Origin of the sequence: Caballeronia sp. J97 (assembly GCF_905220305.1) — a bacterium.
GTDB lineage: Bacteria > Pseudomonadota > Gammaproteobacteria > Burkholderiales > Burkholderiaceae > Caballeronia.
Genome location: NZ_CAJMZL010000032.1, coordinates 45,408 through 64,050 on the forward strand (window position 1 = coordinate 45,408; position 18,643 = coordinate 64,050).

Sequence of the window (18,643 nt, forward strand, 5' to 3'; positions counted from 1 at the left end):
GAGCCGCGATGATCGACGTCGAACCGCTTCTCGCGCCCGCCGAATCGATGCCACCAGCGGGCATCGATCTGGAATACGACGACGCATATCTCGAATTCGAAGCGCTCGCGCGCGGCAACCCGCAGCGCCAGTTCGACGCGCCCGCCGAGCCGCCGCCGTGGAACGAGTTGCTGGAGCGCGGACAGGCGCTGCTCGCGCGCTCGAAGGATGTGCGCGTCGCGATCGCGTGGACGCGCGCGGCGGCGCATGTGTACGGCCTCGCGGGATTTCTCGCGGGCGTGCGGCTCTTGCACGGTCTCATCGAGCGCTATTGGGATGGGCTTTTTCCGCCGCTCGATCCCGACGACGACAACGACGCCGCGCTGCGCATCAACGCGCTCGCGCCGCTCGCCGATGCGTACACGCCGTTCGCGGAAGCCGAAACGCTGCTGCACGACCTGCGCGAATGCGAAGTGTGCCGCGTGCACGGCGAGCGGCTGACGGTGCGCGACATGCTCGTCGCGCAAGGCCGGTTCGCGGCGCAGGAAGGCGCGGCGGCGGCGACGTTGCCGCGCGTCGAAGGCATGCTCGCCGATGCCGTCGCGCAGGATCCCGGGCTGCTCGCCGATGGCATCGACTTGCGGCAAGCCGTCGACGCGCTCGCGGCCTGCATGTCGGACAAGCTCGGTGCCGAGCGCGCGCCGTCGATGAGCGCGCTGACGACCACGGCGCGCTACGTCGCAGCGCAGTTTCGCGCCATCGCGCCAGCGTCGGCGAGCGAAGAAGGAGCGGCCGAAGCCATGAAACCGGCGCAAGCGCCGGCGCTGTCTCGCGCGGCGACGCGGCCGGGCGAAATCGCATCGCGCGACGATGCGCTCGCCGCGCTCGATGCCGTGTGCGCGTTTCTCGAGCGCACGGAGCCGACCAATCCCGCGCCGCTGCTGATCCGGCGCGCGCGCGGGCTGATGGGCAAGGACTTTCTCGCGGTGATGCAGGATCTCGCGCCCGACAGCCTCGCGCAGATCCATCTGATCGCGGGCACGCGGCCGGAGTGATTGCTTCGATGCGGTTGCGCCGATCATCTTTCGAGTTCGTCACGCTTTAAATCCGCGCCCGTCTGAATCGTCTTCATAGCGTGGCTCATGCTCACGCGAAGGAGGCCTCATGGCAACCAGCAGTCAGAAATTCATCGGCCGCAATCGCGCACCGCGCGTGCAGATCGAATACGACGTCGAAACCTACGGCAGCGAGAAGAAGATCCAGCTTCCGTTCGTGATGGGCGTGATGGCCGATCTGTCCGGCAAGCCGGCCGAGGCGCTGCCGCCCGTCGATCAGCGCAAGTTTCAGGAAATCGACATCGACAACTTCGACAGCCGCATGAAGGCGATGCATCCGCGCGTCGCGTTTCAGGTGCCCAACAAGCTGACGGGCGAAGGCAATCTGAGCGTCGACATCACGTTCGAGACGATGGACGATTTCTCGCCCGCGGCCGTCGCGCGCAAGGTCGATGCGCTCTCGAAGCTGCTCGAGGCGCGCACGCAGCTCGCGAATCTCGTCATCTTCATGGACGGCAAGAACGGCGCGGAAGAACTCATCGCGCGCGTGCTCGACGACCCCGCGCTGCTCAAGACGCTCGCCACGGTCACGCCGCCCGCCGCCGACGCCGCCGCGCCCGCTGGCGCCGCCGAATGAGTGCCGAAAAGGAAACGACCATGTCCGACATTCCGCAATCCGCGTCGCCCGACTCGCAGTCCGCATTGCAGGGCGCGATGCTCGAAGGCGACGAGCTCGCATCGCTCCTGAACCGCGAGTTCCGCCCGAAAAGCGACGAAGCCCGAAGCGCCGTGCAAACAGCCGTGCAGACGCTCGCGCAGCAGGCGCTCGCGCAGACCAAGATCATTTCCGGCGACGCGATCCGCTCCATTCAGGCGATGATCGCCGAGATCGACGCGAAGCTCACCGATCAGGTCAACGAGGTCATGCATCATTCCGACTTCCAGAAGCTCGAAGGTTCGTGGCGCGGGCTGCACTATCTCATCAACAACACCGAAACCGACGAGATGCTCAAGATCCGCGTGATGAACATCTCGAAGAAGGATCTCGGCAAGACGCTGAAGCGATTCAAGGGCGTCGCGTGGGACCAGAGCCCGCTCTTCAAGCAGATCTACGAGCACGAGTACGGGCAACTGGGCGGCGAGCCGTTCGGCGCGTTCGTCGGCGACTACTACTTCAACCAGACGCCGCCCGATGTCGAACTGCTCGGCGAGATGTCGAAGATATCCGCGGCGGCGCACGCGCCGTTCATCGCCGCCGCCGATCCGAGCCTCCTGCAGATGGACTCGTGGCAGGAACTCGCCAATCCGCGCGATCTCACGAAAATCTTCGGCACGCCGGAATACGCGAGCTGGCGTTCGCTGCGCGCGTCGGAAGATTCGCGCTATGTCGGACTCGCGATGCCGCGCTTCCTGGCGCGCGTGCCGTACGGCGCGAAGACCGAGCCCGTCGATGAATTCGACTTCGAGGAAGACACCGGTTCCGCCGATCACACCAAGTACACGTGGGCCAACTCCGCGTACGCGATGGCCGTGAACATCAATCGCTCGTTCAAGCTGTATAGCTGGTGCTCGCGGATTCGCGGCGTGGAATCGGGCGGCGCGGTCGAGGGGCTGCCGGTGCACAGCTTTCCGACCGACGACGGCGGCGTCGACATGAAATGCCCGACGGAAATCGCCATCTCGGACCGGCGCGAAGCGGAGCTTGCGAAGAATGGCTTCATGCCGCTGATTCATCGCAAGAACTCGGATTTCGCGGCGTTCATCGGCGCGCAGTCGCTGCAAAAGCCGTTCGAGTACGAAGACCCCGACGCCACCGCCAACGCCGCGCTCGCCGCGCGCCTGCCGTATCTGTTCGCGTGCAACCGCTTCGCGCATTATCTGAAGTGCATCGTGCGTGACAAGATCGGCACGTTCAAGGAACGCTCCGACATGGAGATCTGGCTGAACAAATGGATCACGCAGTACGTGGACGGCGATCCGGCCAACTCGTCCGAGCACACCAAGGCGCAAAAGCCGCTCGCCGCCGCCGAAGTCAAAGTGCAGGAAGTGCCGGGCGCGCCGGGCTATTACACGTCGCAATTCTTTCTGCGCCCGCACTATCAGCTCGAAGGGCTGACGGTGTCGTTGCGGCTCGTGTCGCGGCTGCCGTCGGCGAAGCAGGCGGCCTGATCTTTCATCGACGATGCCCGGGACACCTCACGTGCCGGGCATCATCATCACCGTCGTCTGCGAAGCATCGCCCACCCAGATCGCGCTGGCGGTGAAGTTGTCGTGATTCGGCCGCGCGGCCTCGCGCAGATGCGACACCATCACATCGAGCCATTCGCCGGGCGTTCGCGCGCGTCCGATCGCGTCGATCATCACGGACTCGTCGAGGTATTCCCAGAAGCCATCGGTGCACAGCAGGAAGGCGTCGCCGTCCGCGATAAGAAACGGCTCGTCCGATGCCGCGATCGCCAGATCGTCCGCCGTGCCGAGCGCCGAGAACAGCACGTTGCGGCGCGGATGATTGCGCGCGTCGCGGGAGTCGAGCAGGTTCGCATCGATCATGCTCTGCACGAGGCTGTGATCCTGCGTCTGCACGATCGTCGCGCCGCGCCGGAAACAATAGAGCCGCGTGTCGCCGCAATGCGCCCACGCCGCGATGCCCGCCGTCTCGTCGATGCCGAGCAGCACCGCCGTCGAGCGCATCTGCGCGAGATCGCGATCGTGCTCCTGCGCATCGATGATGGCGTCGTTGGCGCGCAAGAGTACGCGCAGCAGGTTCGGCCCGGTCAGCGCGACGCCCGCCGACGTCACGCGCGTCAACTCCGCGAGCACGGTATCGACGGCGATGCGCGACGCGGCATCGCCGCCGCCGTGACCGCCCGCGCCATCGGCGACGACGCTCGCGAACAGCGCGGCGTGCCGCCATTGCCCGTACGCGTCCTCGTTGCGCGACCGGCCGCCCACTTCGCTCACGCTCGCGGTTTGCAGTTGCATGTCGTGTCTCTCGTTACTGGCGGCCGTGGTGTTTTAGTTCGTCGATCTGCGCTTCGTAGGCGGCGACGAATGCGCGGCCGAACAGCGTATGGAAATCCTCGGTCGCTTCGCTCGAAAGCTGCCCGTACATCTCGATGAACAAATCCCAGCAGCGCGCGCGGCGGGAGAGGCCCGGCAGAAAACCGTCGAGCATCGAGCGTCCGGACAGGCGCGCCTCGATGCGCTGCGGCTCGAAGCGCTCGAACACGCCGTCGAGCGCGGCGCGCATGCCGGCGACCATGCCGACCTGATGCGCGCGCAGATCGGCGTAGGCGTCGTCGAACGCGGCGGCGGGCGCCATGAAGCCGCGCATCTGCGGATTGAGCAGATGCATGAGCGCCGCTTCCACGTTCGGCGAGAACTTGAGCGGATTGTTGTCCGATGCCTCGATCATCGTCGAGCCGGTGCGCATTTCGCGCTTGAGCGCGGCGCGCGCCGCGAGCAGTTCGAGCGTGCCGCGCGCCGCTTCGCGCAGCAACTCGCCGATGAGCTGCATCAGCGCGGGCGTGAGCGCCTCGATGCGCACGCCGTGCGTGTTCAGGCCGCGCAGGAACGCATCGGCGAGCGCGCGGTCATCGGCCGGTCTTGCCGGCGACGGAGCCGGCGATGGCGCCGTTTGCGGCCTCGGCGGCGTAAATGCGCTGTGCAGTTCCGATCCGGCGTCGGGGCGCGTCGCGGGCGGCTCGACGGACCGCGCCGCGCCGGTGAGGCTCGCGAACGGATCGGCGTCGTGGGCGGTGTTCGGCTGTGTGAGCGGGGCAACGAGCGGATCGGTCAGCGAACCGCCTTGCGGCGACGCGCCCGGCGCGAGATCGAACAACTCGTCGATCGAGCGTTTCGACGCCGGATCGTCGAAACCGAAGTCGAAGTCTTCCGCGCGCCCGGGCGCAGGCTTCGGCGCGGCGAGCATGTCGTCGTCGAAACGATCGGGCGTCTTCGACGGGGCGGCCGCAGCCGGCGGTGCGTCGAACAAGCCGGCGAACGGATCGTCGTCGGATGGCGCGTCCGCGCTCACCGTATCGTCTTCCGTGTCGATATCGGCGCGCAACTGATAGCCGCCGATCTGCACTTCGTCGCCGTGCGCGAGCGTCACCTCCTGACCCGGATCGAGCGGCCCGCCGTTGACGAGCGCCGGATTGCTGCCGCGATCGATCAGCAGATAGTGCCCGTCGCGCCACACGATCTGCACGTGCAGCCGCGACACGGTGCGCTCGGCGTCGTCGAGCACCAGCCGGTTCGTGACGGCGCGGCCGATCGTGCCGCCATCGGCATCGAAAGCCGCCGAGAGCGGCACGCGCGGCGGTTGTCCGTTGTGAAGCGTCACCGTGAGCGTGAGCATGGTTTAGTCGAACGCGTAGACGAAATCGCCCGCGCTCGCCGAAAGCCGGATGCGCGCGAGCGCGCCGCCTTCGGTGAGGCGCGTCAGATATTCCGTCGAGATGCGCGGCAGGACGGTGTTCGTGAGCAGCGCGTCGATCACGCGTCCGCCCGATTCGCTTTCCGTGCAGCGCGAGACGATGAGCCGCACGGCGTCGTCGTCGTACTCGAAGGGAATGCCGTGGTTGTCCGCGACGCGCCGCCGGATGCGCTCGAGCTGCAGGCGCACGATATCGGCCATCATCGCGTCGGAGAGCGGGTAGTAGGGCACCGTGACCAGCCGCCCGAGCAGCGCGGCGGGGAATACGTCGAGCAGCGGCCGGCGCAACGCGCGCGCGAGTTCTTCCGGAGGGGGCGCGTTCGCGGCATCGCGGCACATCGACATGATGATCTCCGAGCCGACATTCGAGGTCAGCAGGATGATCGTGTTCTTGAAGTCGATGTAGCGCCCTTCGCCGTCTTCCATCCAGCCCTTGTCGAAGACCTGAAAGAAGATTTCGTGCACGTCCGGATGCGCCTTCTCGACTTCATCGAGCAGCACGACGCTGTACGGGCGGCGGCGCACGGCTTCGGTGAGGATGCCGCCCTCGCCGTAACCGACGTAGCCGGGCGGCGCGCCCTTGAGCGTCGAGACGGTGTGCGCTTCCTGAAACTCGCTCATGTTGATGGTGATGACGTTCTGCTCGCCGCCGTAGAGCGTTTCGGCGAGCGCGAGCGCGGTTTCCGTCTTGCCGACGCCCGATGTGCCCGCGAGCAGAAACACGCCGATCGGCTTGTCGGGATTGTCGAGCCGCGCGCGCGATGTCTGGATGCGCTTCGCGATCATCTCGAGCGCATGGCGCTGGCCGATCACGCGGCGATCGAGCGCATCGGCGAGATGGAGCACGGCGTCGAGCTCGTTCTTCAGCATCCGGCCGACCGGAATGCCGGTCCAGTCCGCGACGACGCCCGCGATCACGCCCGCATCGACGCTCGGCAGGATCAGCGGCGCGTCGCCTTGCATGTCGAGAAGACGCCCCTTGAGTTCCGCGAGGCGCGCAAGCTGTTCATCGCGCGACGATGCATCGGCGGCTTCGCGCAGCAATGCACGCAACGCCAGCAACTCGTCGACGACGCCTTTCTCTTCGTTCCAGCGCGCTTCGAGGCCGCCGAGCGCATCGCGTTCGCGCGCGAGGCGCGCGGCGACATCGTCGGCGCGGGTGCCGACATCGAAGCCCGCATTCGCTTCCCGCGCGACGATCTGCGCCTCGACCTCGAGCGCTTCGATGCGGCGGCGGCAGTCGTCGACCTGCGCGGGTGTCGCGTGCTGGCTGACGGCGACGCGCGCGCACGCGGTGTCGAGCAGCGACACGGCCTTGTCCGGCAATTGGCGCGCCGGAATATAGCGATGCGACAGCCGCACGGCCGCGTCGATCGCCTCGTCGAGCAACTGCACGCGATGATGTCCTTCGAGCACCGCCGCGACGCCGCGCAGCATGCGCACGGCCTTGTCCTCGGCAGGCTCGGCCACCTGCACGACCTGAAAGCGCCGCGTGAGCGCCGGGTCTTTCTCGATATGCCGCTTGTACTCGGCCCACGTCGTCGCGCCGATCGTGCGCAAGTCGCCGCGCGCGAGCGCGGGTTTGAGCAGATTGGCCGCGTCGCCGGTGCCCGCCGCGCCGCCCGCGCCGACGAGCGTATGCACTTCGTCGATGAACAGAATCACCGGCTTCGGGCTCGCCTGCACTTCGTCGACGACCTGTCGCAGCCGCTGCTCGAACTCGCCTTTCATGCTCGCGCCCGCCTGCAACAGCCCGAGATCGAGCGACAGCAGCGCGACTTCGCGCAACGGCGGCGGCACGTCGCCGCGCACGAGACGCTGCGCGAAGCCTTCGACGACCGCTGTCTTGCCGACGCCCGCCTCGCCCGTGAGCAGCGGATTGTTTTGCCGACGCCGCATCAGAATGTCGACGAGCTGGCGGATTTCATCGTCGCGGCCGGTGACGGGATCGAGCTCGCCGCGGCGCGCCTTGTCGGTGAGATCGGTCGCGTATTGGCGCAGCGCGTCCTGACTGCCCATCGCGGGCGCGGCTTTGGCATCGATCGCGCTGTGCGGCGTCTCGGCCTCCGCTTCCTCGACCGAGCCCGCGACGATGCGCGCGAAGTTGTCGGAGAGATCTTCCGGCTTGATGCGCTCGAACTGCTTCGATATGCCGGTCAGCACGTGGCGCAGCCGCTGCGTCTTCAGCATGCCGACGAGCAGATGCCCGGTGCGCACCTTCGTCGCGCCGAACAGCAGCGTGCCGTAGACCCAGCCGCGCTCGATGGCGTCGCTGATGTGCTCGGAGATGTCGGAGATCGATGTCGCGCCGCGCGGCAGGCGATCGAGCGACGCGGTCAGCTCGCGCGCGAGCGCGGCGGCGTCGACGCCGTAATGCGCGACGATGCGCTGCCAGTCCGAGTTCGGCGTCTCCAGAATCTGCATGATCCAGTGCGCGAGCTCGACGTACGGATTGCCGCGCATCTTGCAGTAGACCGTCGCGCTTTCGACGGTCTTGTAGCCGAGCCTGTCCAGCTTGCCGAACAGCGCGACACGACTGATTTCCGCCATCGCGATCTCCTTTGCCGACGCACCTGCCTCCATCCGATAAGACGGCGCAACGGCGGGCATTTTGCAAGGTGCTTTCGATGCGCCCGTCACGCGAGATGCGCGTCGGCGTCGAGCGCGAGATCGGCGCAATCGGCGCGGCGCGCGGCGAGGCCGAGCCACGCCGAAAGCCCGAGGCGTCCGTAGCGGCCGATCTGCGCGGTCGGCACGTCGTCGGCGGCCAGGACGAGTTGCGCGTCCCACGCGAACTCGCCGTTCAGATGCTGCCGAACCACGGCGACGAGCGTCGGCAGCGCGTCGCCGCCCGGCAGCAGCGATTCGAATTGCGCAAGCGACAGCGGCCCGATCGCGAGCCGGAACGCATGCTGCCGGTCCCACACGGCGCGGCCGAGCACGGCGCCGTGCCCGAGCGGCGCGAAGCCCGCGGCGTCGCCCGGCCAGCGCATCGAGCGATGCCGCAGCGCCGTGCGTTCGTCGCGTTGCAGCGTCATCCAGTGCCCGCGATACGGCTCGACGCGCACCGGCACGCGCAAGAGCGCGCCCGCGATCGCTTCGAGCGCATCGGCGGGGCGCGTCTGCATGTTCAGAAGGCCGGCGAAATGCAGCTTCGCGTGATCGGACACCGCGTCGCGCTGCCGGCTCGCTTCGTCCGCGATGCCGATCAGCGCGCCCGCGTAAAACGCGAAGCGATCGTTTCCCGGACGATCCAGCCCGGTGACCGGCCGCCCTTGCGCCCACGCGCGATAGAACAGCAGCAGGAACCGATGCAGCAGCGCATCGAGCAGGCGCGCGAATGCCGTATCGCCGTGATGCAGCGCGCGCTCGCGGGCGAAATCCGTCAGATGCAGCGGCAGCGGGCCGTTCGGGCCGAAATAGCCGAAGAAGCGCTGCACGAGCCGCGGCGCGCGGAGATCGGCGTCGCGTTCGAGCGCGGCGAGCGGCGCGGGCGCGAAAGCGAGCGAGACGTCCTGCGCGAGCCGCACGGGCTCGTCGACGGGGCGCGCGCCGCAACCGAGGCGCGGCAGATGCGACGTCAGCGCCTCGACGTGCCGCATCACGCGATAAAAATCATGCCGATGCGGCTCGGCAGCGACGGCGTCGAACAGATCGAGCAGCGCGCGCGGCGGTTCCGTCGGCGCGTCGGGGAGCGGCTGTGGCGCCGCCGCGCTCAGAAGATCGCTCTCGTGCCGCATCGCGGTGACAGCCGCAGAATTTCGCCGCGCGCGCTCGTGCGCAACGCGGTTTGCACGAACGCGTTGATCGACACGTAGCGCGCGAAGAAGCGGTCGAGCACGCTGCCGAACAGCCAGGCGCTTCCGCCCTGAAAGGCCAGATCGTCGACCAGCACGTCGATCATGAGGCCGCGCCCGAACGCGATCGGGCCGGGCATCGGCAGGCGGCGCACCACGCCCTGCGCATCCACCGACACGACGCCCGCGACCTGCGCCTTGCCCGCCTGATCGGCGTCCGGAACGTGCAGCATCAGGAGCGCGCGCAACGCGGCGGCGGCCTCGCGCGGACCGTTGCACATCGACAGATAGTGCAGCGAAAGCTGATCGATCAGCCGCCAGCTCCGCGCTGCGTCGAGGTTCGCGGGCGCGGGCCGCGACGGGCCGCTCACGCAGCGAACGCCGCACACGGGCGCGGCGATATCGAGCGAGAAATCGTTGCCCGCGACGCTCGGCGGCATCATCAGCGGCAGATCGCGATTCGTGCAGAGCGTCGCGAACGTGAGCTGCCGCAGCGAGCCGCGATACGGCGCCGCGTTCGGATCGACGATCGATACATACGTCTCGCTGCCGACGTACTCGGTGCGCGCGCCGCTCTTGCGCCGTCCGGCGGGCACGATGCGCGGTTCGCGCTCGGTCGTGAAATACGCCGCGTCACCGGGACGGTCCGACAGAAAATCCGCGTAGAACGGATGGAAAATCTGCTCGGTGTCGTCGCTCGCGCCGTAGCCCGACACGGCGGTCACGGAATGCACTTCGAAGTCGAGCGGATGCGTGCGGTCCGGCACCACATGAAAGCGCGCGCCGGCTTCCGTCACGAGCGCGCGGTCGGCCCGCTTCGGAAAGAGGTTGATCGCGGGCACGCAGTCGAGCAGCACATTGTCCTTCGTGACGATGCGTTCGAGCGCCGCATCGCCCGAAGCGAGCAGAAACGTCAGCTCGATTTCGCGCGACGCGAACGACGGCAGCGCATCGGCAAGCCCGGCCACGCGCGCGAAGCGAAAGCGCTCCGGCAAGGCGAAATACTCGTGCAGCAGCCGGTAACCCTGAAACGCGTTCGGCGTGACGGGCAGGAGCGCTTCGCGATCGCCGAAGCCGACGGGCGCGACGGCGTCGCCGGGCAACGCGGCGAGCGCGCGGCTCGGGCGCTCCGGCGTCGAGACGACGACAGCGAGCGTGCCCGCCATCACGAGTTCGTACAGCCGATAGGCGGTTTCGTCGGCGCCCGCGAAATGCAGATCGAGCGCGTCGAGACGCAATGCGTCGAACGACAAACCCTCGGGCGTCGTAAGCCGGACGCGCAGCGCACCCTTCACGCGTTGCGCGAGCGCCTGCGTCGCGGGCAGCGCGGCCAGCGGCAGATCCTGCATCTGCGCGTAATAGCGCGCGTCGGCGAGCTCGATCGGCCAGAGCGTGAGATCGGCGGCGGTGCGGAATTCGCACGGCGTCGTGTGCGCGCTCGCCGCTTGCCGGCCGATCAGCGCGGTGCCGCGCGGCACCGTGAAGCCTTCGGCGAGATTCGGGCTCGCGAGATCGGGGGCGAGGCGGGCGATCAGCATCGACGGCGTCGGACACGCGGCCTGCGGCAACACGACGTGCGTGAGCTGCTGCGTGAAGCGCGGAAACTCCTCTTCGATTTTCAGCTGCACGCGCGCGGCGAGAAACGCCGTGCCTTCGAGCAGCCGCTCGACATACGGATCGGCGACATCGATGCCGTTCATGCCGAGCCGCGCGGCGATCTTCGGGAACTGCTGCGCGAATTCCGCGCCCATCTCCCGCAGATGCGCGAGCTCGGTGTTGTAGTGACGCAGAAGGCGCGGGTCCATGGGCGTTGTCGTGGCCGTCAGCGCGGCAGTTCCATCACCGTGATGCCGCCTTCCTCCAGATCGATCTCCGTGCGCAGCGCGAATTCGAGCGGCACCGGCTGTGCCCACAGGAGGCCGCGAATCACGAGCGCGATCTGGTTGTGCATGTCGAGCACGGAGCGGTCGAGCACGGGCTCGATTTCCAGCGTCGACGGATCGATGCGCGGCTCGAAGCGCTCGATCGCCTGGCGGATTGCCTGTTCGAGCAGTACCGTATCGATCGTCGATGCAAAGCGTCCCGACAGGCACGGCAGCCCGTAATTGAGCACCGACGCGAACGCGTGCGCGAAGTGGTCCTCGGGAATCGCGGCGCCCAGATTGGTCGTGTTGAAGAGCCATGACACATCGCGCAGCACGGCCGCGCGCAAACTCCGATGCGTCATGAAGCGCTCGCCCGCGGGATCGGTGCGCGCGGCGGGATCGTCGTCGATCAGGCGGTCGAGCAGCGTGGGCTGAAGGCGGTCGGCGGCGCTGGGCTCGTTCATCGGCTCGTCGCTCCGTCTAGGTCACGCGGCGCGCGGAAACGTCGAGCGCGAAGGTCACGTCCGCGCCGCGGCTGCCGGTTTCGGTTTGCGGCGCGCAGATCATCGTGATTTGCTGCGCCGACAGCTCGAACACCTCGCACGGCCGCGCGAGGCGCGCGCTCGTGTAGATGTGATAGTTGCGGATATACGCCTGCTCCAGCTTCATCGACAGATATTCGATCTGCACGCCGTGGTCCGTGCCCGCCGACTTGAAGCAGCGGATATGCGCGAGCGCGAGCAGTTCCGCCTGCGCGCACAGCCGCGCGAGCACGGGCGACGCGGAATCCACCGATTTGATGACGCCGAGCGCCGTCACGCGCATGTCGTTGGCGTTGAGCGCGGCGGCGAGCGGCGCGGCGTCGTAGCCTTGCGCCCAGCGCCAGCCGTGAATCTGCATCGGCGTGTCCCAGTCGCCGCGCTTTTTCGCTTCGCCCTTGACCGGCGTGTTGCTGCGCTTCGGCACGACGTGCAGGAACATGTCGTCGGATTCCGTGAGCGCGAGCAGATCGAACTGGCGCAGCGCGTCGATCGTGAGCATGCTTTCCGGGTGCGGCTCGCGCGGGTCGTGGGTTGGCATCGTGATGATCCGTTCTTCGGCGTATCGGAAATAAGACGGCGCGCGCCGTGCGATTTTGAAGTTCAAAAACCGCGGGCGCGATTCGTTTAACCAGTGGATTGCATGCGCGGGGCGTGCGCGCCGAATGCAACCAATGCCGATCACGACGGAGGATCACATGGCTACGACCGACTGCTATCTGAAGATCGATGGAATCGACGGCGAGTCGAAGCACAAAGGGGCGGAAGGACAGATCGAGGTGCTCAGCTTCACCTGGGGCGTGACCAACGCGAGCAATCCGATGACGGGCAGCGGCAGCGGCATCGGCAAGGCGTGCCCGGGCGTCTTCCAGTTCGTGCATCAGTACGACAAGTCCGCGCCCACGCTCAAGAAGAACTGCGCGAGCGGCAAGCACATGGCGAGCGCGAAGCTCACCGTCAGCAAGGCGGGCGAAGGGCAGAAGGAATTCCTCACCGTCACGATGAAGCAGGTCACTGTCACGCAGGTCGCGCTGAAGTGCGTGCCGAACGGTCATCCGGAGCAGACCGTCGATCTGAGCTATGCGGACATCGAGTTCGAGTACAAGCCGCAGGACGACAAGGGCGCGCTCGGCGGCGCCGTGAAGTTCGGCTGGGACGTGCGCAGCACCGAAGTCCGCTGACTCCGAATCGACCAACCGATAAGCCGGTGCGCCGATGGCCAACGATGCCGCAGCGCAAAGCCCGCTCGTCAGCGTCGATACGCCGCTCGGCGACGACCTGCGCATCCTGGGCGTGCGCGCGAGCGCGGAGCTCGGACGCATGCCGCGCATCGAGCTGACGCTCGTATCGAAGCGCGCGGACCTCGATTTCGGCCGCATCCTGGGCAAGCACGTAAAAGTGTCGCTCAGCGTGCCGAAAGCGAAGCCGCGCGTGTTCGGCGGCTATGTGGTGGGCTTTCGGCAAACCGGCATGCGCGGCCGGCTGCATGTCTACGAAGCGGCGGTGCGGCCGTGGCTGTGGCTGCTCGCGCGGCGCAGCAACTGCCGCATTTTTCAGAACAAGACGGTCGAAGAGATCGTGAAAGCCGTCTTCGCCGATCCCGTTTACAAAGGTCTCGAATTCGGCGAGATCAAATGGAAGGCGAGCACGCGCGCGCATCCGCCGCGTGAATATTGCGTGCAGTATCGCGAATCGGATTTCAACTTCGTCAGCCGGCTGCTCGAAGACGAAGGCATCTACTACTGGTTTCTGGACAAGGACGGCAAGGAATCGCTGATTCTGACCGACACGCTCGCCGCGCACGAGAGCGTCGCGGGCTGCGAGTCGCTGCCGTACGGCGCGGTGATGGCCGCCGCGCCCGACGTCGAATACATCAGCGAATGGCGCACGCATCACGCGATCGAAACCCGCAACTGGCTGCTCACCGATTACGACTTCAAGCATCCGTCGCGGCCGCTGCAAAAGCAGGCCGTGAAGCACATGCAGGGCTTCGATGCGTTTTCCGGGCTCGAATGTTTCGATTATCCCGGCGGCTACGTCGAGGCGGATCACGGCGAGAGCCGCGCGAAAGCGCGTGCCGAAGAGTGGCGCGTGGAAGCCAGCGTGCCCGACGATCCCGACATCAACTGGCATCAGGTCGAAGCGCGCACCAACAGCCGCAGCGTGCGCGCGGGCGCGCTGCTCAAGCTGACGCGGCATCCGCGCGCGGATCAGAACGCGCAGTATCTCGTCACGCGCACGCGCTATGAAATCGACCTTGCCGATTACGAAGCCTTCGACGGCGCGCAGGCGAATCGCTGCGAATGCTGGTTTTCCGCGATCGACGCGAAGCAGGCCTACGCGCCCGCACGCAGCGCGCGCAAGCCGTTCGTGCAGGGACCGCAGACGGCCGTCGTCGTGGGTCCGGGCGGCGACGAGATCTACACGGATCAGTACGGCCGCGTGAAGGTGCAGTTCTTCTGGGACCGGCAAGGCAAGCGCGACGAGAACAGTTCGTGCTGGATTCGCGTGTCGCAGCCGTGGGCGGGCAAAGGCTTCGGCGCGGTCGCGATTCCGCGCATGGGTCAGGAAGTGATCGTCGATTTTCTGGAGGGTGATCCCGACCGGCCGATCATCACGGGCCGCGTGTACAACGCCGAGCAGATGCCGCCTTACGACTTGCCGGCGAACATGACGCAGTCTGGCATCAAGAGCCGTTCGAGCAAGGGCGGCAGCGCCGCGAACTGCAACGAGCTGCGCTTCGAGGACAAGAAGGGCGCGGAGCAGGTTGTGCTTCACGCGGAGAAGGATCAGAGCATCGAAGTGGAGAACGACGAGACGCACTGGGTCGGGCACGATCGCAAAAAGAATATCGATCACGATGAGACGACCGTCGTCAAGCACAACCGCACGGAAACGGTCGGCAACAACGAGAAAATCGAAGTGGTGGTCGATCGCAACGAGAAGGTGGGCAACAACGAGACGATCGCGATCGTCGCGAACCGGACGGAAACGGTCGGCGGCCACGAGAACATCACGATCGACAAGACGCGCACGATCCTCGTCAAGATGATGGAAACCGCTAGCGTGCTGTTGCAGCGGACGCATATCGTCGGCCTGAACGAGACGATCACGGTGGGACTCGCGCAGGAAATCGCGATCGGCGCGTATCAGCTGGTGAAGATCGTCGCGTATCAGAAGGTGAGCGTGGGCGCCGATCAGACCGTCGACGTCACCGGCAATCAGAAGACCACGGTCGGCGGCGATCAGACGCTCGGCGTTACCGGCGGTCAGACCGTGACGGTCGGCAAGGATATGGGCGAGACCATCGACGGCGCGCAGTCGAGCACGGTGAAGAAGGCGCGCACGACATCGATCACGGAAGACGATACGTTGACGGTCGGAAAAAACCTGAAGGTCAGCGCGGCCGATTCGATCTCGCTCGTCACGGGCGACGCGAGCATCACGATGAAGAAGGACGGGACGATCCAGATCAAGGGCAAGGACATCACGATCACCGGCAGCGGCAAGATCAACGCGAAGGCCGACAGCGATATCGTGATGAAGGGATCGAAGATCTTGCAGAACTGAAGGCAGATGACGACGCCGGCGCCGCTCGTGAACTTTAGTCGCCTTCGTACCAGCGCCCCGATTCCGGGCACACGCGAGCCGGTGCGCCGTTCAACAGCACTTGCTCTTCATCGGGTTGCAGCGGCGTGGAACCGTCGATGTCGAAGACCACTTCGAGCGCTCGTCCGACGTGGGCGTCTTCGATCGGAAGCTCCCATGTCAGGAATATCTGGATGAGATCCTGATCCGGCGGGAAGTCAGCCACGCTGAAGCGGTCGCCGCTTCGCCGGATGACGCCATGAGGCTGGCCCGTATCGAAGATCACGGCCGTTCCGCGGACAAGGGGAATGCGACGGCCCGTAGAAGGAAAATGCAGGTCCAGACCTCTGTCCTCGCTGAGGAAGAGATTGCAGAAGGCGGCGCCGCCATAGTGCGCGCCGTCGTGGTGATACCGCGCTCCGCGGCAGGCCATGAGCGCCACGTCACTCGAAGCGAGCACGTCGGACAGCCCACGCGCACGCGTCCAGTCGGACATCGCCTGCACGCAGCGCTTGTAGTCCGGCCAGCGCATCTGCGTTCGCGCCAAAGGCATCGCTTCGACATCTCCCGGTTCGAGAAGGAGCCTCGTCGACGTCTCCCGTTGCCAGTCCGCGAGCACGCGCGCGGAGGGCGCGGGCACGTCGAGCACGTCCGAGAGGACGATGTCGCTCACGCTTCGACTGCGCATGGCGTCGCCGCTCGCGAAGACGGAAGTCAGCATGTCTCCAATCCGATGCTCCTGCGCTGTCGACGCATCCGTCAAATCTCACCGCTCTTCGACGTACCGGCCAGGTATTCGTACTCGTCCGTGTTGATGTGCGTGATCCGATATTCGACCGGCTTCTGATTGATCGAATACGCAACCCGTTCCACTTCCAGCACGGGCGCACCCACGTCGAGTTCGAGCAGCGTGCTTTCGAGTTCGCTCGTCCGCCCGACGCGCAAGCGTTCATCGGTGCCCGTCACGTTGATGCCGAAGGCGTCCTGGTAGAAGTTGTAGAGCGTGTTCGGACGGCTCTTCAGCATGCTTTCGGTGAGGCCGGGGAATTTCGTTTCCGGAAGCATGATCGTGTCGACCAGCACGACCTTGTCGTGCAGCGCGAGCGCGTTGGTGAAGACGAACAGCCGCGTGCCCTCGTCGATGCCGAGCCGCGCCGCGACCGCCGGCGTCGACTTCGCGCGTTTAAAATTGACGAGCGTGACGACCGGATAGGTGCGATCGCCGTCGCGACGCGCCACGCGAAAGAAGCGGAAGAAATGCCGGTCGCGCCGATGCTGCGCGACGAACGTGCCGAGGCCCTGATGCCGAATGAGGATGTTCTCCGCGCATAGCTCGTCGATCGCCTTGCGCAGGGTGCCGATCGACACGCCGAAGCGCTCCGCGAGCTTCTTCTCCGACGGAATCACCTCGCCCCCTTTCCATTCCTGCGCGGTCAGCGCGGCCAGCATCGCCTCCTTCACTTCCTTGTACCGCGTGCCGCCCGGACCGATCGGCATGGCCATGACTGTGCTCATCGCGCCTCCCTCGACTTCATTCTCAATGTGGGCTCATTGTACCCGCGCGCCGAAAAGATGTAACACATATAGATGACCTAGTTGACATGGATGATATCGGCGCCTACTATGCATCTCAACGAACGGCGCCGGGTCGGTTCGACGGGCCCTTCGGCACATCACCAACAGGAGGAGCACATGAGTCACGCAGCAGCGGGAACGAGCGGTGCAACGAAGGCGGAAGCGGGTGAGCGCAGGACGATCCATATCGTGCTGCACGAAGCCAAGGACACGGTGGGCGTCGCGGTCGTCGAGGGCATCAAGGCGGGTTCGCAACTGAACGCGTGGATCATGGACGAGGACGAAATCGTCACGGTGCCCGCGAAGCAGGACATTCCGATCGGTCACAAGGTCGCGCTCAAGGACATGAAGGTGGGCGACACGGTGTTCAAGTACGGCGTGGATATCGGCAAGGTGGTCGCGCCCATCACGGCGGGCGAGCACGCGCACGTGCACAACATCAAGACGAAGCGCTGGTAAAGCGTCGCACGCGAATTCGGCCCCCCCTTCACCCCACATCGAGAGAGACATCATGAGCGTGATTCAACTGGACACCACTTTCCGCGGTTATCGCCGTGAAAACGGCCGCGTCGGCGTGCGCAACCACGTCATCATTCTTCCCGTGGACGATCTGTCCAACGCCGCCGCGATGGCCGTCGAGAGCGCGATCAAAGGCACGATGGCGATTCCGCATCCCTATGGCCGCCTGCAGTTCGGCGCGGACCTCGACCTGCACTTCCGCACGCTGATCGGCGCGGGCTCCAATCCGAACGTCGCGGCGGTCGTGGTGATCGGCATCGAGGAAGGCTGGACCAAGCGCGTGGTGGACGGCATCGCGAAGTCGGGCAAGCCGGTCATGGGCTTCGGCATCGAACTGCACGGCGATCACGACACCATCATGCGCGCATCGAAGGCCGCGAAGGAGATGGTTCAATACGCAACGGCGCTCGAGCGCGAGGAATGCCCGATCAGCGAACTGTGGGTCTCCACCAAGTGCGGCGAATCGGACACGACGTCGGGCTGCGGCGCGAATCCGACCGTCGGCAATGCGTTCGACAAGCTCTACGGTCTCGGCAATACGCTCGTGTTCGGCGAAACGTCGGAGCTCACGGGCGGCGAACAGATCGTCGCGGCCCGCTGCGCGAACGACAGCGTGCGCGAGCGCTTCCAGTTCATGTTCGACCGTTATCAGGACATGATCAATCGCTGGAAGACGGACGATCTCTCCGAATCGCAGCCGACCAAAGGCAATATCGCGGGCGGCCTCACGACCATCGAGGAAAAGGCGCTCGGCAACATCCAGAAGATCGGCAAGAAGTGCATGGTCGATGGCGTGCTCGACAAGGCGGAAGAGCCCACGCATTCGGGCCTGTGGTTCATGGACTCGTCGTCGGCCGCGGCCGAGATGGTGACGCTGTGCGCGGCATCGGGCTTCGCGGTGCATTTCTTCCCGACGGGGCAGGGCAACGTGATCGGCAATGCAATCGTGCCCGTCATCAAGATCTGCGCGAATCCGCGCACCGTGCGCACGATGGGCGAGCATATCGACGTGGACGTCTCGGGAATCCTGCAACGCGAGCAGAACCTCGATCAGACCGGCGACAAGCTGCTCGAATGCATGCTCGCGACGGCCAACGGTCGCTGGACCGCCGCCGAAACGCTGGGCCATCGCGAGTTCGTTCTCACGCGCCTGTTCGAAAGCGCATAGGCACGCGAAGCCTCGATCTCATCGTCACGTAGAAGCAGACAAGCAGCAGTCCCCGTCCGGTGCGCGCGCCGGTTCGACAGCCGTCGCAGAAACGGCGCGAACCGGGCTCGCGCGCCCGTC

Annotated in this window: 16 protein-coding genes; 7 read left to right on the forward strand and 9 right to left on the reverse strand. The window is 66.1% G+C overall.

What is annotated here, in order from left to right; translation table 11 throughout:
* The first annotated feature begins 8 nt into the window (after positions 1-8).
* The 3 genes from tssA to tssC all read left to right on the forward strand — a co-directional run bounded on the left by tssA (position 9) and on the right by tssC (position 3,203).
* Positions 9-1,034: a type VI secretion system protein TssA gene (tssA, locus tag U4Y90_RS29655; protein ID WP_321799984.1), complete on the forward strand. Its 1,026-nt coding sequence runs from the start codon at positions 9-11 to the stop codon at positions 1,032-1,034.
* Between the two features lie 109 nt (positions 1,035-1,143).
* Positions 1,144-1,671 (forward strand): type VI secretion system contractile sheath small subunit, encoded by a 528-nt coding sequence (gene tssB, locus U4Y90_RS29660; protein ID WP_321799985.1) that lies wholly within the window; start codon positions 1,144-1,146, stop codon positions 1,669-1,671.
* 20 nt (positions 1,672-1,691) lie between these two features.
* Entirely contained in the window at positions 1,692-3,203 is a 1,512-nt protein-coding gene (gene tssC / locus U4Y90_RS29665; RefSeq protein WP_321799986.1) for a type VI secretion system contractile sheath large subunit, read from the forward strand.
* A 27-nt stretch (positions 3,204-3,230) separates the two neighbouring features.
* On the opposite strand, the gene U4Y90_RS29670 is transcribed toward tssC, so the two are convergent.
* From U4Y90_RS29670 to U4Y90_RS29700, 7 genes are all read right to left on the reverse strand, one after another.
* Positions 3,231-4,016: a PP2C family protein-serine/threonine phosphatase gene (locus U4Y90_RS29670; protein WP_321799988.1), complete on the reverse strand. Its 786-nt coding sequence runs from the start codon at positions 4,014-4,016 to the stop codon at positions 3,231-3,233.
* 13 nt (positions 4,017-4,029) lie between these two features.
* On the reverse strand, positions 4,030-5,394 hold the full coding sequence (gene tagH / locus U4Y90_RS29675) for a type VI secretion system-associated FHA domain protein TagH (RefSeq protein WP_321799990.1): 1,365 nt from the start codon (positions 5,392-5,394) through the stop codon (positions 4,030-4,032).
* Between the two features lie 3 nt (positions 5,395-5,397).
* Positions 5,398-8,022, reverse strand: a complete 2,625-nt coding sequence (tssH, locus tag U4Y90_RS29680; RefSeq protein ID WP_321799991.1) for a type VI secretion system ATPase TssH — start codon at positions 8,020-8,022, stop codon at positions 5,398-5,400.
* Between the two features lie 86 nt (positions 8,023-8,108).
* Positions 8,109-9,212 carry a type VI secretion system baseplate subunit TssG gene (gene tssG, locus U4Y90_RS29685; protein ID WP_321799992.1) on the reverse strand — a complete coding sequence of 368 codons (1,104 nt, stop codon included), beginning with the start codon at positions 9,210-9,212 and terminating at the stop codon, positions 8,109-8,111.
* Positions 9,188-11,074 (reverse strand): type VI secretion system baseplate subunit TssF, encoded by a 1,887-nt coding sequence (gene tssF, locus U4Y90_RS29690; RefSeq protein ID WP_321799993.1) that lies wholly within the window; start codon positions 11,072-11,074, stop codon positions 9,188-9,190. Before tssF ends, tssG begins: the two co-directional genes overlap by 25 nt.
* A gap of 17 nt (positions 11,075-11,091) precedes the next feature.
* Positions 11,092-11,598: a type VI secretion system baseplate subunit TssE gene (tssE, locus tag U4Y90_RS29695; RefSeq protein ID WP_321799994.1), complete on the reverse strand. Its 507-nt coding sequence runs from the start codon at positions 11,596-11,598 to the stop codon at positions 11,092-11,094.
* A gap of 16 nt (positions 11,599-11,614) precedes the next feature.
* Positions 11,615-12,214: a type VI secretion system tube protein Hcp gene (locus U4Y90_RS29700; protein WP_321799996.1), complete on the reverse strand. Its 600-nt coding sequence runs from the start codon at positions 12,212-12,214 to the stop codon at positions 11,615-11,617.
* A 157-nt stretch (positions 12,215-12,371) separates the two neighbouring features.
* On the opposite strand from U4Y90_RS29700, the gene U4Y90_RS29705 reads away from it, so the two are divergent.
* Together U4Y90_RS29705 and U4Y90_RS29710 are read left to right on the forward strand one after the other, a co-directional pair.
* On the forward strand, positions 12,372-12,854 hold the full coding sequence (locus U4Y90_RS29705) for a type VI secretion system tube protein Hcp (RefSeq protein ID WP_321799997.1): 483 nt from the start codon (positions 12,372-12,374) through the stop codon (positions 12,852-12,854).
* A gap of 34 nt (positions 12,855-12,888) precedes the next feature.
* Positions 12,889-15,243 (forward strand): type VI secretion system Vgr family protein, encoded by a 2,355-nt coding sequence (locus U4Y90_RS29710; protein WP_321799998.1) that lies wholly within the window; start codon positions 12,889-12,891, stop codon positions 15,241-15,243.
* 34 nt (positions 15,244-15,277) lie between these two features.
* Here U4Y90_RS29710 and U4Y90_RS29715 read toward each other — a convergent pair whose 3' ends face one another.
* Positions 15,278-15,982, reverse strand: coding sequence for a hypothetical protein (locus U4Y90_RS29715; RefSeq protein ID WP_321800000.1), 705 nt, complete (start codon positions 15,980-15,982; stop codon positions 15,278-15,280).
* Between the two features lie 38 nt (positions 15,983-16,020).
* The gene (locus U4Y90_RS29720; RefSeq protein WP_321800001.1) at positions 16,021-16,776 is read right to left on the reverse strand and encodes a GntR family transcriptional regulator; all 756 of its coding nucleotides are present in this window, start codon (positions 16,774-16,776) and stop codon (positions 16,021-16,023) included.
* Positions 16,777-17,025: 249 nt separating this feature from the next.
* Here U4Y90_RS29720 and U4Y90_RS29725 point away from each other — a divergent pair, with 249 nt between their 5' ends.
* Together U4Y90_RS29725 and U4Y90_RS29730 are read left to right on the forward strand one after the other, a co-directional pair.
* Entirely contained in the window at positions 17,026-17,295 is a 270-nt protein-coding gene (locus U4Y90_RS29725) for a UxaA family hydrolase (protein WP_050451961.1), read from the forward strand.
* A gap of 52 nt (positions 17,296-17,347) precedes the next feature.
* On the forward strand, positions 17,348-18,523 hold the full coding sequence (locus U4Y90_RS29730; protein ID WP_321800003.1) for a UxaA family hydrolase: 1,176 nt from the start codon (positions 17,348-17,350) through the stop codon (positions 18,521-18,523).
* Positions 18,524-18,643: the final 120 nt, after the last annotated feature.